This is a genomic window from Arthrobacter sp. TmtSoilC79 (genome assembly GCF_059739405.1).
The window spans coordinates 803,915-818,917 of the sequence record NZ_AP046051.1; the positions used below are offsets into that span (position 1 = coordinate 803,915).

The 15,003-nt window shown below is 63.1% G+C and carries 17 protein-coding genes; 13 read left to right on the plus strand and 4 right to left on the minus strand.

Annotation, left to right across the window (positions count from 1 at the left end):
- Nucleotides 1-12 precede the first annotated feature (12 nt).
- Nucleotides 13-1,392 carry an SLC13 family permease gene (locus AC6JA3_RS03900; protein WP_347782626.1) on the minus strand — a complete coding sequence of 460 codons (1,380 nt, stop codon included), beginning with the start codon at nt 1,390-1,392 and terminating at the stop codon, nt 13-15.
- Between the two features lie 113 nt (nt 1,393-1,505).
- Between AC6JA3_RS03900 and AC6JA3_RS03905 the strand changes: the two genes are divergently transcribed.
- The 11 genes from AC6JA3_RS03905 (at nt 1,506) to AC6JA3_RS03955 (ending at nt 8,588) form a co-directional block, all read left to right on the plus strand.
- Nucleotides 1,506-2,270 carry an IclR family transcriptional regulator gene (locus AC6JA3_RS03905; RefSeq protein ID WP_026541996.1) on the plus strand — a complete coding sequence of 255 codons (765 nt, stop codon included), beginning with the start codon at nt 1,506-1,508 and terminating at the stop codon, nt 2,268-2,270.
- A 230-nt stretch (nt 2,271-2,500) separates the two neighbouring features.
- Nucleotides 2,501-2,659: a hypothetical protein gene (locus AC6JA3_RS03910; RefSeq protein WP_167332882.1), complete on the plus strand. Its 159-nt coding sequence runs from the start codon at nt 2,501-2,503 to the stop codon at nt 2,657-2,659.
- A complete protein-coding gene (locus AC6JA3_RS03915; protein ID WP_223943734.1) occupies nt 2,656-2,919 on the plus strand; it encodes a hypothetical protein in 264 nt (87 codons plus the stop codon). Before AC6JA3_RS03910 ends, AC6JA3_RS03915 begins: the two co-directional genes overlap by 4 nt.
- 118 nt (nt 2,920-3,037) lie before the next feature.
- Nucleotides 3,038-3,241: a hypothetical protein gene (locus tag AC6JA3_RS03920; protein WP_026541994.1), complete on the plus strand. Its 204-nt coding sequence runs from the start codon at nt 3,038-3,040 to the stop codon at nt 3,239-3,241.
- Complete coding sequence (locus AC6JA3_RS03925; RefSeq protein WP_347782627.1) at nt 3,238-3,708, plus strand: hypothetical protein; 471 nt, start codon at nt 3,238-3,240, stop codon at nt 3,706-3,708. The genes AC6JA3_RS03920 and AC6JA3_RS03925 overlap by 4 nt, the downstream gene beginning before the upstream one ends.
- Complete coding sequence (locus AC6JA3_RS03930; protein ID WP_347782628.1) at nt 3,705-4,940, plus strand: NRAMP family divalent metal transporter; 1,236 nt, start codon at nt 3,705-3,707, stop codon at nt 4,938-4,940. The genes AC6JA3_RS03925 and AC6JA3_RS03930 overlap by 4 nt, the downstream gene beginning before the upstream one ends.
- Nucleotides 4,937-5,359 carry a hypothetical protein gene (locus AC6JA3_RS03935; RefSeq protein WP_347782629.1) on the plus strand — a complete coding sequence of 141 codons (423 nt, stop codon included), beginning with the start codon at nt 4,937-4,939 and terminating at the stop codon, nt 5,357-5,359. The genes AC6JA3_RS03930 and AC6JA3_RS03935 overlap by 4 nt, the downstream gene beginning before the upstream one ends.
- Nucleotides 5,346-5,681: a PRC-barrel domain-containing protein gene (locus AC6JA3_RS03940; RefSeq protein WP_347782630.1), complete on the plus strand. Its 336-nt coding sequence runs from the start codon at nt 5,346-5,348 to the stop codon at nt 5,679-5,681. Before AC6JA3_RS03935 ends, AC6JA3_RS03940 begins: the two co-directional genes overlap by 14 nt.
- 129 nt (nt 5,682-5,810) lie before the next feature.
- Entirely contained in the window at nt 5,811-6,164 is a 354-nt protein-coding gene (locus AC6JA3_RS03945) for a hypothetical protein (protein ID WP_026541989.1), read from the plus strand.
- A 79-nt stretch (nt 6,165-6,243) separates the two neighbouring features.
- Nucleotides 6,244-6,873, plus strand: coding sequence for an SRPBCC family protein (locus AC6JA3_RS03950; protein ID WP_223943730.1), 630 nt, complete (start codon nt 6,244-6,246; stop codon nt 6,871-6,873).
- Between the two features lie 182 nt (nt 6,874-7,055).
- Entirely contained in the window at nt 7,056-8,588 is a 1,533-nt protein-coding gene (locus AC6JA3_RS03955; protein WP_347782631.1) for a CYTH and CHAD domain-containing protein, read from the plus strand.
- Here AC6JA3_RS03955 and AC6JA3_RS03960 read toward each other — a convergent pair.
- The 3 genes from AC6JA3_RS03960 to AC6JA3_RS03970 form a co-directional block, all read right to left on the minus strand.
- A complete protein-coding gene (locus AC6JA3_RS03960) occupies nt 8,578-9,414 on the minus strand; it encodes an alpha/beta fold hydrolase (protein ID WP_347782632.1) in 837 nt (278 codons plus the stop codon). The two genes, AC6JA3_RS03955 and AC6JA3_RS03960, sit on opposite strands and share 11 nt — an antisense overlap.
- A gap of 97 nt (nt 9,415-9,511) precedes the next feature.
- On the minus strand, nt 9,512-10,510 hold the full coding sequence (locus tag AC6JA3_RS03965; protein WP_026546952.1) for an aldo/keto reductase: 999 nt from the start codon (nt 10,508-10,510) through the stop codon (nt 9,512-9,514).
- Between the two features lie 106 nt (nt 10,511-10,616).
- Nucleotides 10,617-11,108, minus strand: a complete 492-nt coding sequence (locus tag AC6JA3_RS03970) for a PASTA domain-containing protein (protein WP_347782633.1) — start codon at nt 11,106-11,108, stop codon at nt 10,617-10,619.
- Nucleotides 11,109-11,264: 156 nt separating this feature from the next.
- Here AC6JA3_RS03970 and AC6JA3_RS03975 point away from each other — a divergent pair, with 156 nt between their 5' ends.
- Both AC6JA3_RS03975 and AC6JA3_RS03980 read left to right on the plus strand, forming a co-directional pair.
- Nucleotides 11,265-12,998, plus strand: a complete 1,734-nt coding sequence (locus AC6JA3_RS03975) for an ABC transporter ATP-binding protein (RefSeq protein WP_026546950.1) — start codon at nt 11,265-11,267, stop codon at nt 12,996-12,998.
- A complete protein-coding gene (locus AC6JA3_RS03980) occupies nt 12,995-14,968 on the plus strand; it encodes an ABC transporter ATP-binding protein (RefSeq protein WP_347782634.1) in 1,974 nt (657 codons plus the stop codon). Before AC6JA3_RS03975 ends, AC6JA3_RS03980 begins: the two co-directional genes overlap by 4 nt.
- Nucleotides 14,969-15,003 lie beyond the last annotated feature (35 nt).

Genomic DNA, 15,003 nt, shown 5'->3' on the forward strand with positions numbered 1-15,003 from the left:
TCTGTAAAGGGTTCAGAGGCTGGATGGCAGCACCAAGGCGCCTACCAGGAGGAGCGGCCCTGCCACCACCATGGACAAGCCCCAACGGGTGAGGAGCCTGGTGATGCGGGGGCGTTCATCGGCGTCGACCGTGGCCACGAACGTGGCGCCGACGGTGGAAAACGGCGAGACGTCAACAATCGACGAGCACACGCCCAGAGCGGCAATGACAGCCCACCCGGCGACGTCTCCGGAGGCCACCAGCGGAAGTGCCAGGGGCACCAGGGCGGCGAGCATCCCGGTGGTGGAAGCGAAAGCCGAGACGAGGGCGCCGATAGCGCAAATCACCAGTGCCGCAAGCAACGGCGTCCCGACGGCGCCGGCTGCTTGGCCGAGCAAAGAGACGGCTCCCATGGTCTGAAGGACTCCGACGAACGTGATGATCCCGCCCACCAGGAGGACTGTGGACCAATCGATTTTGGTCACAGCTGATTTGCCGGACAGGGGATCGCAGAGCGTGAGGACCGAGGCGAAAGCGAAGCACAGGACGCCGATGTCCGGGCTTGCACCGAGAACTGACATGAGGATGACGGTCACAACCAGTCCGGCCATACACAGCACGGTGATGATCTGGTTGCGGTTCAGCCGTGAAGGCTGCGGCTCAGGGGCCGGTTCGTCCAGGACCTGGACGGCCTGTTCGGCGGCTTGCTTGCCCCGCGCAATGTTGCCTTCGCGCTCAAAAGGGTGCGACGGCGTCGGGCGGCTTGCGCTGAAGCGCGGCACGTTGGTGCCGAAACCGTCAGCCGTGCGGGTGTGGAGCAGCTTGAACCCGCCGAAGAGGACATAGGCGGCAGCCAGCAGCAGGATGTTGGTACCCAGGGCCACGCTGAAGAGGACCAGTGGATCCAGATCAATTCCGGCTGCCCTTGCGGTGCCGTAGGTGACGATGCCGAACAGGCTGGTGGGTGCGAATCCTCCGGCGCTGAGGCCGGAACCGATGGCCAGGCCCATGAGCATGCGGTCGATGCCGTACCTCTTGGCCAGAGGCATGCCGATGGGGGCCATGACCAGTCCAGCCAACGGTGAACCCATGGCGGAGATGCCGATAGTGAGGGCAAAGAAGGCCAAGGGCAGGAAGAAAGCGCGGTCACCCACTTTGGCGATGGCCATCTCGATGATGCGATCGATGGTCCCGTTGGCTTGGGCGATCGCGAAGAAGTAGGTCACACCGACAAGCAGGACAAGGATCCCGATGGGGAAACCTGCCACCACCTTTTCGATGGTCATTCCGGCCATCCAGACGCCGACGCCTGCTGCCGCTGCGAACATGAGCACTCCGATGTGCACTTTGCGCAGGGTTGCCAGGACGAAGACGCCCACAAAGATGGCCAAGGCGAGTATCTGTAATTCCATAGGCCCGGTCTCCAATCAAACTACTTCGGTTCACTGGATGAACCAACGGTTCATTTTGGGAAGTCGCCTGTAATGTAGGGCACTGGAAGTAGTGGGTCAAGCGGGAGGGTTGCATGAGTACGCAGAGCGTCGTCACGGCCATCAGGGTGCTGGAGGCGGTCTCGGACAATCAGCCTGCCGGCCTGTCCGAGCTCAGCCGTGAGGTGGACGTTCCCAAGGCAACCGTGCTCCGCATGCTCAGGACGCTGGCCGAATTGGGCTGGGTGGCGCAGTCCGAGGTCCAGTCCAGCAAGTGGGTGCTGACCAACCATGCGTTCGCTGTTGCCAGCCGGGGGAGCAGCGGATCGGTAATCCGCGACGCCGCCATGGGGCCCTTGAACGCACTTCAGCTGGACACCACGGAAACCGTCCACCTGGCGGTTCCGGACCGGGGATACATGCTCATCATTGAACGGCTGGACACCCCGCACGTCCTGAGGGCGTTCCTGCCCCTGGGTTCCAGGCTGCCAATGCACGCCTCCTCCACCGGGATGGCTTACCTCTCCGCTGCCGACGAGGCTTTCGTTGACGAGTACCTGGCCGGCCCGTTGGAAGCTCTGACCCCACAAACCGTGGTGGACCCCGCGCAGCTTCGCACGATGATTGTGGACACCCGCGCCCGCGGGTACTCCATCAACGAGCAAGGACTCAGTACGGGGATTACCTCCATAGGCGTTCCCCTGCTCGGCCCCGGTGGTGTGGCAGCCGGATCCATCTCCATCTCCGGCCCCTCCAGCAGGATTGTCCCGGACAAGTATCAGGAATATGGGGAGGCCGCCGCCGGCACCGCCCGGGAGATCAGCCGCGCCCTCGGAGCCTTTTCCGCCAAGGGCTACTAAGTTTCCTTTCAAAATACGTCGCCGAAACACAAATGCGCGCTTATCATGATGCTGTGGACGTGCTTCCTTGGAGTATCGGTTCCGTTTGAACCTGTTTCCGAGGGGTACTAAAGCGATATGGAGAACTATTTCTTCGATCGGTGCCCGTTGGCATGGGTGGCGCCCCGTTGTGGGGTACCAGCGGACGCCTTCCTGAATAGACACAATTTATTGAAGGGATGCGTAGCTCAATGAACACACTCTTAGTAATCGCCGGCGTAATCGCGATCATCCTGCTCCTTGTGGGTGGATTCAACCAAGCCCTCAGCTTCTTGCTGTGGGTGGGAATCATCCTCTTGGTGCTGGCCCTCCTGGGCTGGGTCCTTGGCCGTGGCCGGTCGCGCGTATGACCACTGATCCAAGTGAAGTAGCCGGTTTTGCCCAGGTTCGCGATGGAACCACGACCCCCGGAAACCCCATCCCCAGGGACCCGGGAGCGCCTGAATCCAGCGGCCGGGCACCCGTAGACGATGCGTCGCCCGAAGGCACGGACGACGCCGTCGACGCGGGTCCCAGCGAGTCAGCCAACCCGCCGGGACCGGCAGAAGAAAAGGACGAAGGGACCGCGGACGACCGTGGTCTGACCACCGAACCAAATCCCACGGATTGATCGGTACAGCATGGTCGCGGACGGGAGGTTTCCTGTCCGCGGCTGCGCTGTTGGTGAACCTTCTCCTGCCCTTCGCCACTAATTCCGTGAATTTGCACGTTTTGCGATGGGTGAAGAAATGCGTATCGGTTCAATCATCGGGCTGATCGTTGTTGTTTGGCTCGTTATCGGCGCAATTGCGGCCGGCCAGCGGGGTTATTTCAGTGCCCCGCCTGCCCAGTGCTCGCAGTTTGCAACCATAGCCCTGAATATTGTCGCGGGCCCCCTGAATTACACGGGCCTGGACCCGCAGGGCGGCTGTGAGGTTCCGCAGCCGTCATGAGCAGATCCGCGCGATGCCTGGTTGTTCTCCTCGCATCCTTGGCGGTCATGACCGGAGTGCTGACTGGATGCTCACCGGCGTCTGCCGCCGACGCACTGCAACGCCCCGCCAAGGATGTTTCCTCGGCAATCCGGGCGGCCAGCCTCGCGGTGGACCTGAGGATGGAGGACAGCACGACGGCGGCCGCCTCCTCCACCGCCGTGGATGACATGCTGGGCGAGGTGGAGTCGGCCACCCATGAAGTCCATGGCGTGAAGGCCCCGCTGGAGGATGAGTGCGCAGTACGGAACGATCTGCTGGCATCCTTCTCCACCATTTCCCGCGCCCTCCTGCACGCCCGGGACGTCCTGGGCGCACCGGCCATCGGCCCTGGGGAGGGGCAGTCCCAACTGTCGGCAGTGCGGGAAGAACTCCGCGTTGCCACTGGGCAGTTGGACCGTCTCATGGCAAAGGCCGGCATCCAGTGAAGCGGCTCCTCGGTGTTGCGCTAGGCATCCTGACAGCGATCGGGGGCTTTGTCGACATCGGGGACCTGGTGACCAATGCCGTGGTGGGTTCGCGTTTCGGATTGTCGTTGGCATGGGTTGTGGTGGTGGGCGTCGTGGGTATTTGCCTGTTTGCCAACATGTCCGGGCGCGTAGCGGCTGTCTCGGGCCGGGCCACTTTCGAGGTCATCCGTGAACGGATGGGACCAAGGGCCGGACTGGCCAACCTGGGCGCGTCTTTCCTGATCAACCTCATGACGGTCACGGCGGAGATAGGCGGCATCGCGTTGGCCCTCCAGCTGGCGAGCGGTGTGTCTTACATGCTCTGGGTCCCGTTTGCCCTGCTGGCCGTGTGGTTGGTGATCTGGCGGGTGAAGTTCTCCATCATGGAGAACGTCACCGGGCTTGTGGGCCTGTCCCTGGTGGTCTTTGCGGTGGCTCTTTTCCTCCTGAAACCGGACTGGGGCGCCTTGGCCGGGCAGGCGTTTTCTCCTTCAGTTCCGGGCAGCGAGGGTGCCGGCACGTACTGGTATTACGCCATTGCCCTGTTCGGAGCTGCCATGACGCCTTATGAGGTGTTCTTCTTTTCCTCCGGCGCCGTAGAGGAACGCTGGAAGGTCAAAGACCTGGTCCAGTCGCGCATCAATGTCCTCCTGGGTTTCCCGCTGGGCGGGTTCCTGTCGCTGGCGATCGCTGCTTGCGCCGCCGTCGTGCTCCTGCCCGCCGGCATCAGCGTCACTACGTTGTCGCAGGTGGCATTGCCGGTAGCGCAGGCGGGCGGGCAGCTGGCGCTGGCTGTCCTGATCCTTGGCGTGGTGGCTGCAACCTTTGGTGCGGCGTTGGAAACGACGCTTTCGAGCGGGTACACGCTGGCGCAGTTTTTCGGATGGCCGTGGGGCAAGTTCCGCCGCCCTGCGGAGGCCTCGCGCTTCCACGTGGCCATGATGGTGGTGTTGCTGGCTGGTGTTGCTGTTCTGGCAACGGGGGTCGATCCCATCCTGGTGACGGAGTACTCAGTGGTTTTCTCCGCGATTGCCCTACCCCTGACGTACCTGCCGATTCTGATTGTGGCGAACGACCCCCAATACATGGGCAAGCACGTGAACAACAGGGCCGTGAATATTGCCGGGCTCGTCTACCTGGTCATCATTCTGGTGGCTTCCCTGGCGGCCATTCCCCTGATGATTGCGACAGGAGCAGGAGCAGGAGCGTGAGTAAGGCCAAACGCATCCAACCGCCTACCATCAGGCCTGCCCCGCGGCCGGCAGGACTGGTGCTCGATGCCCAGTTGCACTTGCTGGACCGGCAGATGTTGGACGTCGACGGCGTCCCCGTCACCACTGTGGACGATATCGAGCTGAGCGGCCCCGAACCGGACGAGTTGATCCCGGAGGGCGCTGAGGCGCCGCGCATCACGGCTTTCCTGACAGGGCCGGTGTTGGGGACCCGCATCTTCGGCGGCAGGCCGCCGTCGAGCAGGTTGATCCGCATTCCGTGGAGTGTGGTGGCAGGAGTGGACACTGTGGTGACGTTGGGCGTCCGCTCGGACTCGCTGGATGCATCATGGGTGGAGCGGTGGTTGCGGAACCATGTCATCGCGCGGATCCCGGGCGGGCGCCATGATCCTGAATGACATGTTGGGCAGCGACGTGGTGGACAGCGACGGGCAGCGGCTGGGCGAAGTGTCGGATGTGCGTTTCGCCGTTGACGCCGCCCCGGGGCAACTCCTGAGCCAGGCCAGGATGGTGGGGATCGTGGTGAGTCCCCGGACCGCGTCCTCGTTCCTGGGCTTCGAGCGCCAGCGTATCTCCCAGCCCTGGCCCGTGGCGCAGCTCCTGCGGTGGTGGCACCGGGGATCGTTCCTGGTGCTGTGGGAGGACATTGCGAGCATGGGGCCGCGGGTAGTGAAGCTGCGTCCGGGGTTCGAAGCTTACGGTTCCGCGGTGGAACCCTAAGGCCTCGAATGGCCTTTTACTAAGTTTGCTGACTATTATCGTCAAAGGCATGGACATGCCACTAAGGGGCCTTATAGGTTCGAAGTGTTCCATAAACACGTTCCACCGCTCAGGGAAAGGACAGTTCACATGGACCAGCACAATGCCACACCGGAAGAGGAAGTGGGAGGCTACGGCACCCCCACCGCAGAGCAGGAAGCCGGCGGAGGCCAAGCACAGCCCCGCGTGGAAGAAGACATTGAGGAGGCCTCATTGGGAGAAGGTACGGGGGCGCCGAACCTCAGCCACCTGGATCCGGAAGATTCCGACAGCTCGGGAGAGCCCGGCGCAGGCCGATACGGCGGAACCGACGAGCAGTACCTGACCGAGCAGTCCATCCAGCCTGACGGCAACGATGGGGACCTGCCGGACGGCAGCGGCAACGACCTTCCGGAGGAAGAGTCGCCCAACGATGATGACGAAGAAAGTTTCGACGCCGGCTAAGAGCTTTGGCTGGCGGGCTTAAGACAGGCGCGCCACTGGTTAAGCAGCCAGCTGGATGGCGCGCCACCAGCATTACAGCATGAGCACCCGAGACTGGATCGAAGGAGCAAAAACCATGGCAACGGTCAATAAGTCAATTGAAGTAGATGTCCCCGTATCTGTCGCCTACAACCAGTGGACGCAGTTCGAGACGTTCCCCCAGTTCATGAATGGTGTGGAGGCAGTAGAGCAAATTGACGAGACGGGCCTGCACTTTTCAACCAACGTGGGCGGTGTGAAGCGCGAATACAACGCACAAATCATCGAGCAGGTGCCGGATTCCCTGGTGAGTTGGGCCAGCGTTGACGGTCCCCGCAACGGGGGAACCGTCAGCTTCGAGCCCCTCGACGCCGGCCGTACCAGGGTGAATGTTGAAATTGTGTGGGAACCCGAAGGCCTCGCCGAAAAAGCAGGTTCAGCACTGGGTGCGGACAGCTTGCGGGTTGGTGCGGACCTGGACAAGTTCAAGAAGTTCATCGAGGCCCAGGGCCATGAAACCGGGGCTTGGCGCGGCACGGTATCCGGCGGCGACGTTGATGACACGGGGGAAACTTTTGGCAGCGGTGGAGCGGTGACAGCCGAATTTCCTCCCGTCGATCCTGACCTCGCCGCACCTTCAGCAGGCGAGGGACCGGTTGAACCACCCCAGCCCCGCGCTCCGGGACTGTAGCTCCGGGACTGTAGCCCGCGGTTCCAGCACGGGGTTGTACCCGCGGCGGTGCGTGGGAAGTCACTGGCGCCAAGCTGATGACTGGCTCACACTGGATACAGCACCAAGAGACAGCTCCACGGAGGGCCGGCCACCATCACGGGCCGGCCCTCCGGCTTACCCGGAAGGGAGTCCCGACAGCCATGGCAACGTCCAGCACAGTGGAAGCAGAGCGCAAATTCGACGCCGAGGCATCCACCCCGCTGCCTGCACTCGACACCATCGACGGCGTAGCGTCCGTAGGGGCACCGGAAACCCACACCCTGAAAGCGATCTACTTCGATACCCGCCACCTTGCCTTGGCTGCGCGTGGCATCTCCCTGCGCCGGCGCACCGGAGGACACGACGCCGGCTGGCACCTTAAGCTGCCGCTCAGCCCCGGCAAGCGCACAGAAATCCACGCGCCATTGGGTAACGCGGACACCGTCCCGGACGAGCTGATGGACCGGATACTCGCCTATACGCGTGAAGGTACGGTGGCGGCGGTGGCCACCCTCACCACTGAACGCACCAGCTACGCCCTGTACGGGCCCGACGGCGGTCGACTGGCCGATTTCGTTGACGACCACGTGCACGCCCACGTGTCAGTCGGTGAACCGCGGGAAATGGAGTGGCGGGAGTGGGAGGTCGAATTGGCCGCCCAGGATGGTGCCGATGATTCCTTGCTGGACAACCTCACCGGACAGCTCGCAGAGGCGGGGGCGAAACCCAGCGAACGGACCTCCAAGCTGGCCACGGCCCTGGGTGGTTCCTGGCCGGATGCCAAAGAGACCGAGGGGACGGAATACAGCAACGGGAAGGCCGCCGTTGCTCCGGTGATCAGCTTTCTCCAGGCCCAGATGGCAGACCTTCTTTTCCAGGATGCCCATGTGCGGTTGGGCCGGGACGACTCCGTTCATCAGATGCGATCAGTGATCCGGCGTCTCCGGTCGGTATTGCACTCGTACCGCACCCTGTTTGAAACGGCCGCGGTGGAAGAACGTGAGCGCGAGCTGAAATCGCTGGCCAAGACCCTTGGCCACTACCGGGACATAGAGGTCCTGCATGCACGCTTGAGGAAATACCTTGAAGAACTCCCGGAGGAACTGGTCCTGGGGCCACTGCGTGACGAGTTGGACCAACGCATGGCTGCCAGGGCGGACACGGCCATGGCCGCTGTCAGGAACCACATGACCAGCCGCAGGTACTTCCGGCTGCTGGACGAACTCGAAGCTTTCATCGCCGATCCCCCCTTAACAGCCCTTGGGGAGAAACCAGCGCGGAAAACCGTGGCGAAGCTCGTCAACAAAGCAGCCAAACGGCTGGGCAAACGCCATGACGCAGCGGTGGGTGCCGCCGTCGGGCCTGAACGTGACGCGGCCTTCCACGAAGTCCGGAAGGCCGCCAAGAAACTGCGGTTTGCCGCTGCGGCAGCGGAAAGTACCTACGGCAAACGGGCGTCGAAAGTGGAGGCTGCCGCGCACAAGCTCCAGTCGATCCTGGGTGATCACCAGGACAGCGTGATGGCCCGGGCGGAGCTGCTTGACCTGGGTTCAGCGCCGGGCATCGGCAGCGCTGCGTTCACCTACGGCGTGCTGCACGCCATGGAACGCAGCGTCGCCGACGCCACGGAAACCCAATACCTCCGCCACAGCAGGAAGGCGCTGAGGCTCCGGCTAAAGAAACCTACTTCTTGAGGAACCCCAGGAGTGCTTGGTTAATCTCCGCGGCGTGGGTCCAGAGCAGGCCGTGCGGTGCGCCCTCGATTTCCTGGTATTCGGCGCTGGGCAGGGCCTCCTTGAATCGCCGTCCCGTGGCGTCGATGGGCAGGATGTTGTCAGCAGTGCCGTGGACGATCAAGGCTGGAACATCGATCTTGGGGATGTCGGCGCGGAAGTCCGTGAGCCATGTGGGCTGGGCGGCAACTGAAGCGAAAGCACCGGACTTGCTGGCCAGGTTCCAGCTGGCGTCCACGGCCTCCTGGCTGAGGCGGTCCGTGCCCAGGAAAGTGTCTGTGTTGTAGAAGTTCTTGAAGAAGTCCGTGAAGAAGGCATAACGGTCTGCGGTGACAGCTTCAGCGAGGCCGTCGAAGATATCCTGCGGCACGCCGTCGGGGTTGTCGTCGGTCTTCAGCAGGAACGGCTCCAACGAACCCAGGAACACGGCCTTGGCAACACGGGCCGAGCCGTAAGTGCCGAGGTACCGGGCAACTTCACCTGTGCCCATGGAGAAGCCCACCAGGACGGCATCGTTCAGATCCAGAGTTTCCAGGATGGTCTTCAGGTCCGCGGCGAAGGTGTCGTAGTCATATCCCTCGGTGGGTTGGCTGGACTTCCCAAACCCGCGGCGGTCGTAGGTGATGACGCGGTAACCGGCGTCGAGCAGTGCGGCCGTCTGCTTCTCCCACGAGGAACCATCCAAGGGATAGCCGTGAATCAAGACCACTGCCTGGCCTGTTCCATGATCCTCGTAGTAAAGCTCAATCTCAGTGCTGTTTTCGTTTCCGACGGTGATGTAAGCCAAAACCCAGTCCCTTCGATGCGGTTCAACACGAACGTTTCCAGCCTACTGTCCGGCTACGACACCGGCACGGTGGTTGTGCCGCCGCGACTGATGTCCGCTAAAGGTTGGTCATCCGTTCGCCGGCCTCGTTGTACCGGCCACCCTCCACAGTGATCTTTGCCGCGGCCGCCTCGATTTCGTCCAGCTCCGCCCGCGAAAGTTCGACGTCGGCCGCGGCCAGGTTCTCTTCCAGGCGGTGCAGTTTCCGCGTGCCTGGAATCGGCACGATCCACGGTTTCTGTGCCAGCAACCACGCCAAGGCGATCTGGCCCGGCGTCGCGCCCTTTCTTTCAGCGATTCCGGTGAGGAGGTCCACCACGGCCTGGTTGTTCTGCATGGCCTCAGGGGTGAAGCGGGGGATGGTGCTGCGGATGTCGTTGCCGGAGTCGAAGTTGGTGGAGGCGTTGATGGTTCCGGTCAGGAAGCCCTTGCCCAGCGGACTGAAGGGAACAAAGCCGATGCCCAGTTCTTCGCAGACGTCCAGGACCTCTTCCTCCGGCCGCCGCCACCACAACGAATACTCGCTCTGGACGGCGGCAACGGGCAGGACTGCATGGGCGCGGCGGATGGTGCCCGCGGCGGCCTCCGACATGCCGAAATGCTTGACCTTTCCGGCGTCGACGAGGTCCTTGACTGCGCCGGCAACGTCCTCGATGGGGACCTCCGGATCTACGCGGTGCTGGTAATAGAGGTCCAGCGCATCAACCCCGAGCCGTTGCAGTGATCCGTCGACTACTTCCTTGATCACTTCGGGCCGGCTGGTGACCTTACCGCTTGGCTTACGTGCGGCGGAATCGATGTCCCAGCCGAACTTTGTGGCGATAACCACCTGGTCCTTGAACGGGGCCAAGGCTTCACCGACGAGTTCTTCGTTGGCGTAGGGTCCGTAGATCTCGGCGGTATCGAAGAACGTCACGCCACGCTCCACGCCCGTGCGGATCAACGAGATCATTTCCGCGCGGTCAGGCCGTTCGCTGTAGCCCCCGGTCATGCTCATGCATCCCATGCCGATTGCGGAAACTTCCAGTCCTCCGGTGCCGAGTGTGCGCTTTTCCATGGTTGCTCTCCTATGGTGTTCGGGCTGTGGGCTACTTCGACGGTAAGCGCCGGCGGAGGGGCGAGGGAGTCCCTGACATTACCCCTCAACGACCACGTCAGGCAGGCTACTTGCCGGCGTTTGCCGCGGCTGATGCGGCTGCCGCTGCAGCTGCGGCCGCTTCAGCCGCAGCTGCTGCTTCCGAGGCGGCAGTATTGGCGGAGTCCACGGCACCGTCTGCTGCCGCGATGGCATCGTTCATGATTTGCTGATCCACTTCGGTCGTATCCACCAACAGTTTGACCGTCTTGGCGTCGGTCTCGGAGCCTGCAGATGGTTCCGTCGATACGGCTGCCACTTGCTGGCCCGGCTCGAGCGTGGTCCAGGGAGTTCCGTCAGGTCCCACGATGGAGATGGTCAGCCCGGCTCCTGCCAAGGCAGCCTTGGCGTCGGCGAACGGCTTCCCTGCGATGTCCGGAACCGTGGTGTGCTTGGTCGCAGGGCTGGAGGTCGCGGTTTCAGAGGGTTTGGCTTGCGTGGCTTCCGGCGAACCGCCGGAGCATCCTGCCAGCGCTGCGCCGATTACCAATGCCAGCGCCAATGCTGCGGTCTTCTTCATGTGCCATACCCCCAAAATAATCCGCCGGCCGGCTCCTGGTTTGCCAACTCAACGTGGTGCATTTCCAGCGGCAACTTTACCGGCAATCCTCTAGTTGCCCGCAGCAACCAGACGTAAACTGGCCTTCGGTTCACTACGCTTTGGCTCGGAGTCTCCATGCTGTGGAAGGTACTTGTTCGTTTCCTGCGGCCGCACCAGCGGTTGCTGATCGCCGTCGTCGTCTTCCAGTTGGCGCAGTCCATCGCGTCGCTGTACCTTCCGACGCTGAACGCGGACATCATTGATAACGGCGTGGCCGCCGGGGACACGGACTACATCCTGCGCATGGGCGGACTCATGCTGCTCATCACCTTGCTGCAGATCGCGTGCGCAGTGGTGGCCGTGTACTTCGGCGCGAAGGCTGCCATGGGGATGGGCCGCGACCTCCGCTACGCGATCTTCAGCAGGGTAGGGGAGTTCTCCGAGCAGGAGGTCACCCGGTTCGGGGCGCCGTCGCTGATTACCCGGTCCACCAACGACGTCCAACAGGTGCAGCAACTGGTGCTCATGTCCTGCACACTGATGGTCGCAGCTCCCATGCTGAGCATCGGCGGTGTGATCATGGCCGTGCGGCAGGATGCGCAGTTATCGTGGCTGATTGCGGTGTGCGTGCCGGTGCTGCTGGTGGCGGTCGGGCTGATCGTGACGCGGATGGTGCCGCTGTTCCGCAAAATGCAGGTACGGATCGACGCCGTCAACCGTGTCCTGCGCGAGCAGCTCACCGGCATCCGCGTGGTGCGGGCCTTCGTCCGCGAGGACATGGAGGCCGCCCGGTTCGGCAAGGCGAACGACGACGTCACTGACGTTGCGCTCCGGGCCGGACGTTTAATGGCGCTCATGTTCCCCGTGGTCATGCTGGTGATGAACGTTTCGTCCGTGGCGGTGATCTGGTTCGGCTCGTTCAGGATCGAGGACGGCTCCATGCAGGTGGGCACCTTGATCGCCTTCCTGAGCTACCTCATGCAGATTCTTATGTCGGTCATGATGGCCACGTTCATGGCGGTAATGATCCCGCGCGCGTCTGTCTCGGCCGACCGGATCGGCGAGGTGCTGGAGACCGAGTCCAGTGTCCAGCCGCCGTCGAACCCTGTCACCGGGGGTATCCGCCGCGGGGAGCTGGAAATGCGCGACGTCGGATTCGCCTACCCGGGTGCCGAGCAGCCGGTGCTGAGCGGCCTGTCCTTCACGGCCCTGGCCGGCCAGACCCTTGCGATCATCGGCAGCACGGGGGCTGGGAAAACCACGCTCGTGAACCTGATGCCACGGCTCTTCGACGCCACCTCGGGGTCCGTGCGGATGGATGGCGTGGACGTCCGCGAGCTGCATCCTGATCTGTTGTGGGGCCACATAGGGCTGGTGCCGCAGCGGCCGTTCCTTTTCTCGGGTACCGTCCGCAGCAACCTCCAGTACGGCAAACCTGACGCCACCGAGGACGAACTGTGGCAGGCACTGTCCGTAGCCCAGGCCCGGGATTTCGTGGAAGAGATGGAAGGCGGCCTGGACGCTGTCATTTCACAGGGCGGCACCAACGTTTCCGGCGGCCAGAGGCAGCGGCTCGCCATTGCCCGGGCGCTGGTGAAACAGCCGGAGCTTTACATCTTTGACGACTCCTTCTCCTCCCTCGACACCGCCACTGACGCCAGGCTCCGGCAGGCGCTCAAACGCCACACCAACGGTGCCACGCTGGTGATCGTCGCCCAGCGCGTCTCCAGCATCGCGGACGCGGACCAGATATTAGTGCTCGACGACGGCAGGATCGTTGGGCGTGGAACGCACGATGAGTTGCTGGAGACTTCCGAAACGTACAGGGAAATCGTGTCATCCCAGCTCGCAGCGGAGGAGGCAGCATGAGCGGCGCGGCAGCCGGCCCCCGTGGTCCCCAGCGTCCGGCCATGGGGCCGGGCCGTGGTGGTCCGTTCGCCGGGATGAACATCCCCGCAGAGAAAGCCTCCAACTTCTCCGCCTCTGCCCGGCGCTTGCTGGGCACACTGCGGCCGGAGCGTCTCTGGCTGATCCTGGTGCTGGCGTTCGCCGTGGTCAGTGTGTCCTTGTCCGTGATCGGACCCAGGCTGCTGGGCGAAGGCACCAACCTGATCTTCGCCGGCGTCGTGTCCAAACAACTGCCCGCCGGGGTTTCCAAAGCCGAGGTGATCGCGGGGCTGCGCGCCTCAGGCGAGAACAGCAAAGCCGACATGCTGGGCGCCATGACCCTGACGCCCGGCGTCGGAATCGACTTTGGCGCCCTCGCCTCGGTGCTGCTGTGGGCGCTGGCGCTGTATGTCCTGGCCTCAGCGTTCGGCTGGATGCAGGCCTACGTGCTCAACGGCGTCGTACAGCGCACTGTCTACCGTCTGCGGGAGCGGATCGAAGCGAAAATCCATCGACTGCCCCTGCGCTATTTCGACTCCATCCAACGCGGCGAGCTCCTGAGCCGGGTGACCAACGATGTCGACAACATCTCCCAAAGCCTCCAGCAATCCATCAGCCAGGTGGTGTCCTCCCTGCTGACCGTTCTTGGTGTGCTGGTGATGATGTTCCTCCTCTCGCCGCTGCTGGCACTGATTGCCTTGGTGACGATTCCGTTGACGCTGGGCACCACGTTGCTGATAGCCAAGCGCTCCCAGAAACTGTTCGTTGCCCAATGGAAGAACACCGGCGAACTGAACGGCCAGATCGAGGAAAGCTACACAGGGCACGCCCTGGTAAAGGTCTTCGGACGGCAAAACGAAGTGCAGGAAAAGTTCCGCGCGAAGAACGGCGAGCTGTACCAGGCAAGCTTCGGGGCACAGTTCGTGAGCGGCCTGATCATGCCGGCCATGACGTTCATCGGAAACCTTGTCTATGTGGGGATCGCGGTGGTGGGTGGCCTGCAGGTTGCCTCCGGCTCCATGCAGTTGGGCGATGTCCAGGCCTTCATCCAGTACTCGCGGCAGTTCACCATGCCCCTGGCCCAGCTGGGGTCCATGGCGAACATGCTGCAATCCGGTGTTGCCTCGGCGGAACGGGTTTTCGACCTGCTTGACGAGGACGAAGAATCCCCGGAACCGGCTCCTGTCCCGGGGACTGGCCCGGCGCGTGGGCGGCTCGTGTTCGAGAACGTGTCCTTCCGCTACTCACCGGACAAGCCGCTCATCACCGACCTCAGCCTGGTGGCTGAACCGGGGCAGAGCATCGCCATTGTTGGACCTACGGGTGCAGGAAAAACCACCTTGGTGAACCTGATGATGCGGTTCTATGAACTGGATTCGGGACGGATAACGCTCGACGGCGTGGACATAGCCTCGCTCTCGCGGCAGGAACTGCGTTCGCGGATGGGCATGGTCCTGCAGGACACCTGGCTGTTCGGCGGGACCATACGGGACAACATCGCTTACGGCCGGCCTACTGCTTCAGAGGACGAGATCCTTGAAGCGGCGCAGGCGACCTATGTGGACCGGTTCGTGAAGTCCCTGCCCGAGGGGTACGACACCCTTTTGGACGACGAAGGCGGCAACGTTTCTGCCGGTGAGAAGCAGCTGCTCACCATTGCCAGGGCTTTCCTGTCCCGGCCCTCGGTACTGATCCTGGATGAAGCCACCAGTTCCGTGGACACCCGCACCGAGGTCCTGGTACAGAAGGCCATGAACGCCCTGCGCTCGGACCGGACCAGCTTTGTGATCGCCCACCGGCTCTCCACCATCCGGGACGCCGACCTCATCCTGGTGATGGAAGCTGGGCAGATCGTGGAGCAGGGGACGCACTCGGAGCTGCTTGCCACGGGTGGGGCCTACTCACGGCTCTACGAGGCCCAGTTCGCGGCGCCGGTGGCTTTTGAGCCCTAGATTTTACTGGCCCCTGTCCGTTCTGGCCCATCTTT

Coding starts and splice junctions, on each gene's coding strand:
- AC6JA3_RS03900 (WP_347782626.1), bottom strand. CDS start 1,392: ATGGAATTACAGATACTCGCCTTGGCCATCTTTGTGGGCGTCTTCGTC.
- AC6JA3_RS03905 (WP_026541996.1), top strand. CDS start 1,506: ATGAGTACGCAGAGCGTCGTCACGGCCATCAGGGTGCTGGAGGCGGTC.
- AC6JA3_RS03910 (WP_167332882.1), top strand. CDS start 2,501: ATGAACACACTCTTAGTAATCGCCGGCGTAATCGCGATCATCCTGCTC.
- AC6JA3_RS03915 (WP_223943734.1), top strand. CDS start 2,656: ATGACCACTGATCCAAGTGAAGTAGCCGGTTTTGCCCAGGTTCGCGAT.
- AC6JA3_RS03920 (WP_026541994.1), top strand. CDS start 3,038: ATGCGTATCGGTTCAATCATCGGGCTGATCGTTGTTGTTTGGCTCGTT.
- AC6JA3_RS03925 (WP_347782627.1), top strand. CDS start 3,238: ATGAGCAGATCCGCGCGATGCCTGGTTGTTCTCCTCGCATCCTTGGCG.
- AC6JA3_RS03940 (WP_347782630.1), top strand. CDS start 5,346: ATGATCCTGAATGACATGTTGGGCAGCGACGTGGTGGACAGCGACGGG.
- AC6JA3_RS03945 (WP_026541989.1), top strand. CDS start 5,811: ATGGACCAGCACAATGCCACACCGGAAGAGGAAGTGGGAGGCTACGGC.
- AC6JA3_RS03950 (WP_223943730.1), top strand. CDS start 6,244: ATGAGCACCCGAGACTGGATCGAAGGAGCAAAAACCATGGCAACGGTC.
- AC6JA3_RS03955 (WP_347782631.1), top strand. CDS start 7,056: ATGGCAACGTCCAGCACAGTGGAAGCAGAGCGCAAATTCGACGCCGAG.
- AC6JA3_RS03965 (WP_026546952.1), bottom strand. CDS start 10,510: ATGGAAAAGCGCACACTCGGCACCGGAGGACTGGAAGTTTCCGCAATC.
- AC6JA3_RS03970 (WP_347782633.1), bottom strand. CDS start 11,108: ATGAAGAAGACCGCAGCATTGGCGCTGGCATTGGTAATCGGCGCAGCG.
- AC6JA3_RS03975 (WP_026546950.1), top strand. CDS start 11,265: ATGCTGTGGAAGGTACTTGTTCGTTTCCTGCGGCCGCACCAGCGGTTG.
- AC6JA3_RS03980 (WP_347782634.1), top strand. CDS start 12,995: ATGAGCGGCGCGGCAGCCGGCCCCCGTGGTCCCCAGCGTCCGGCCATG.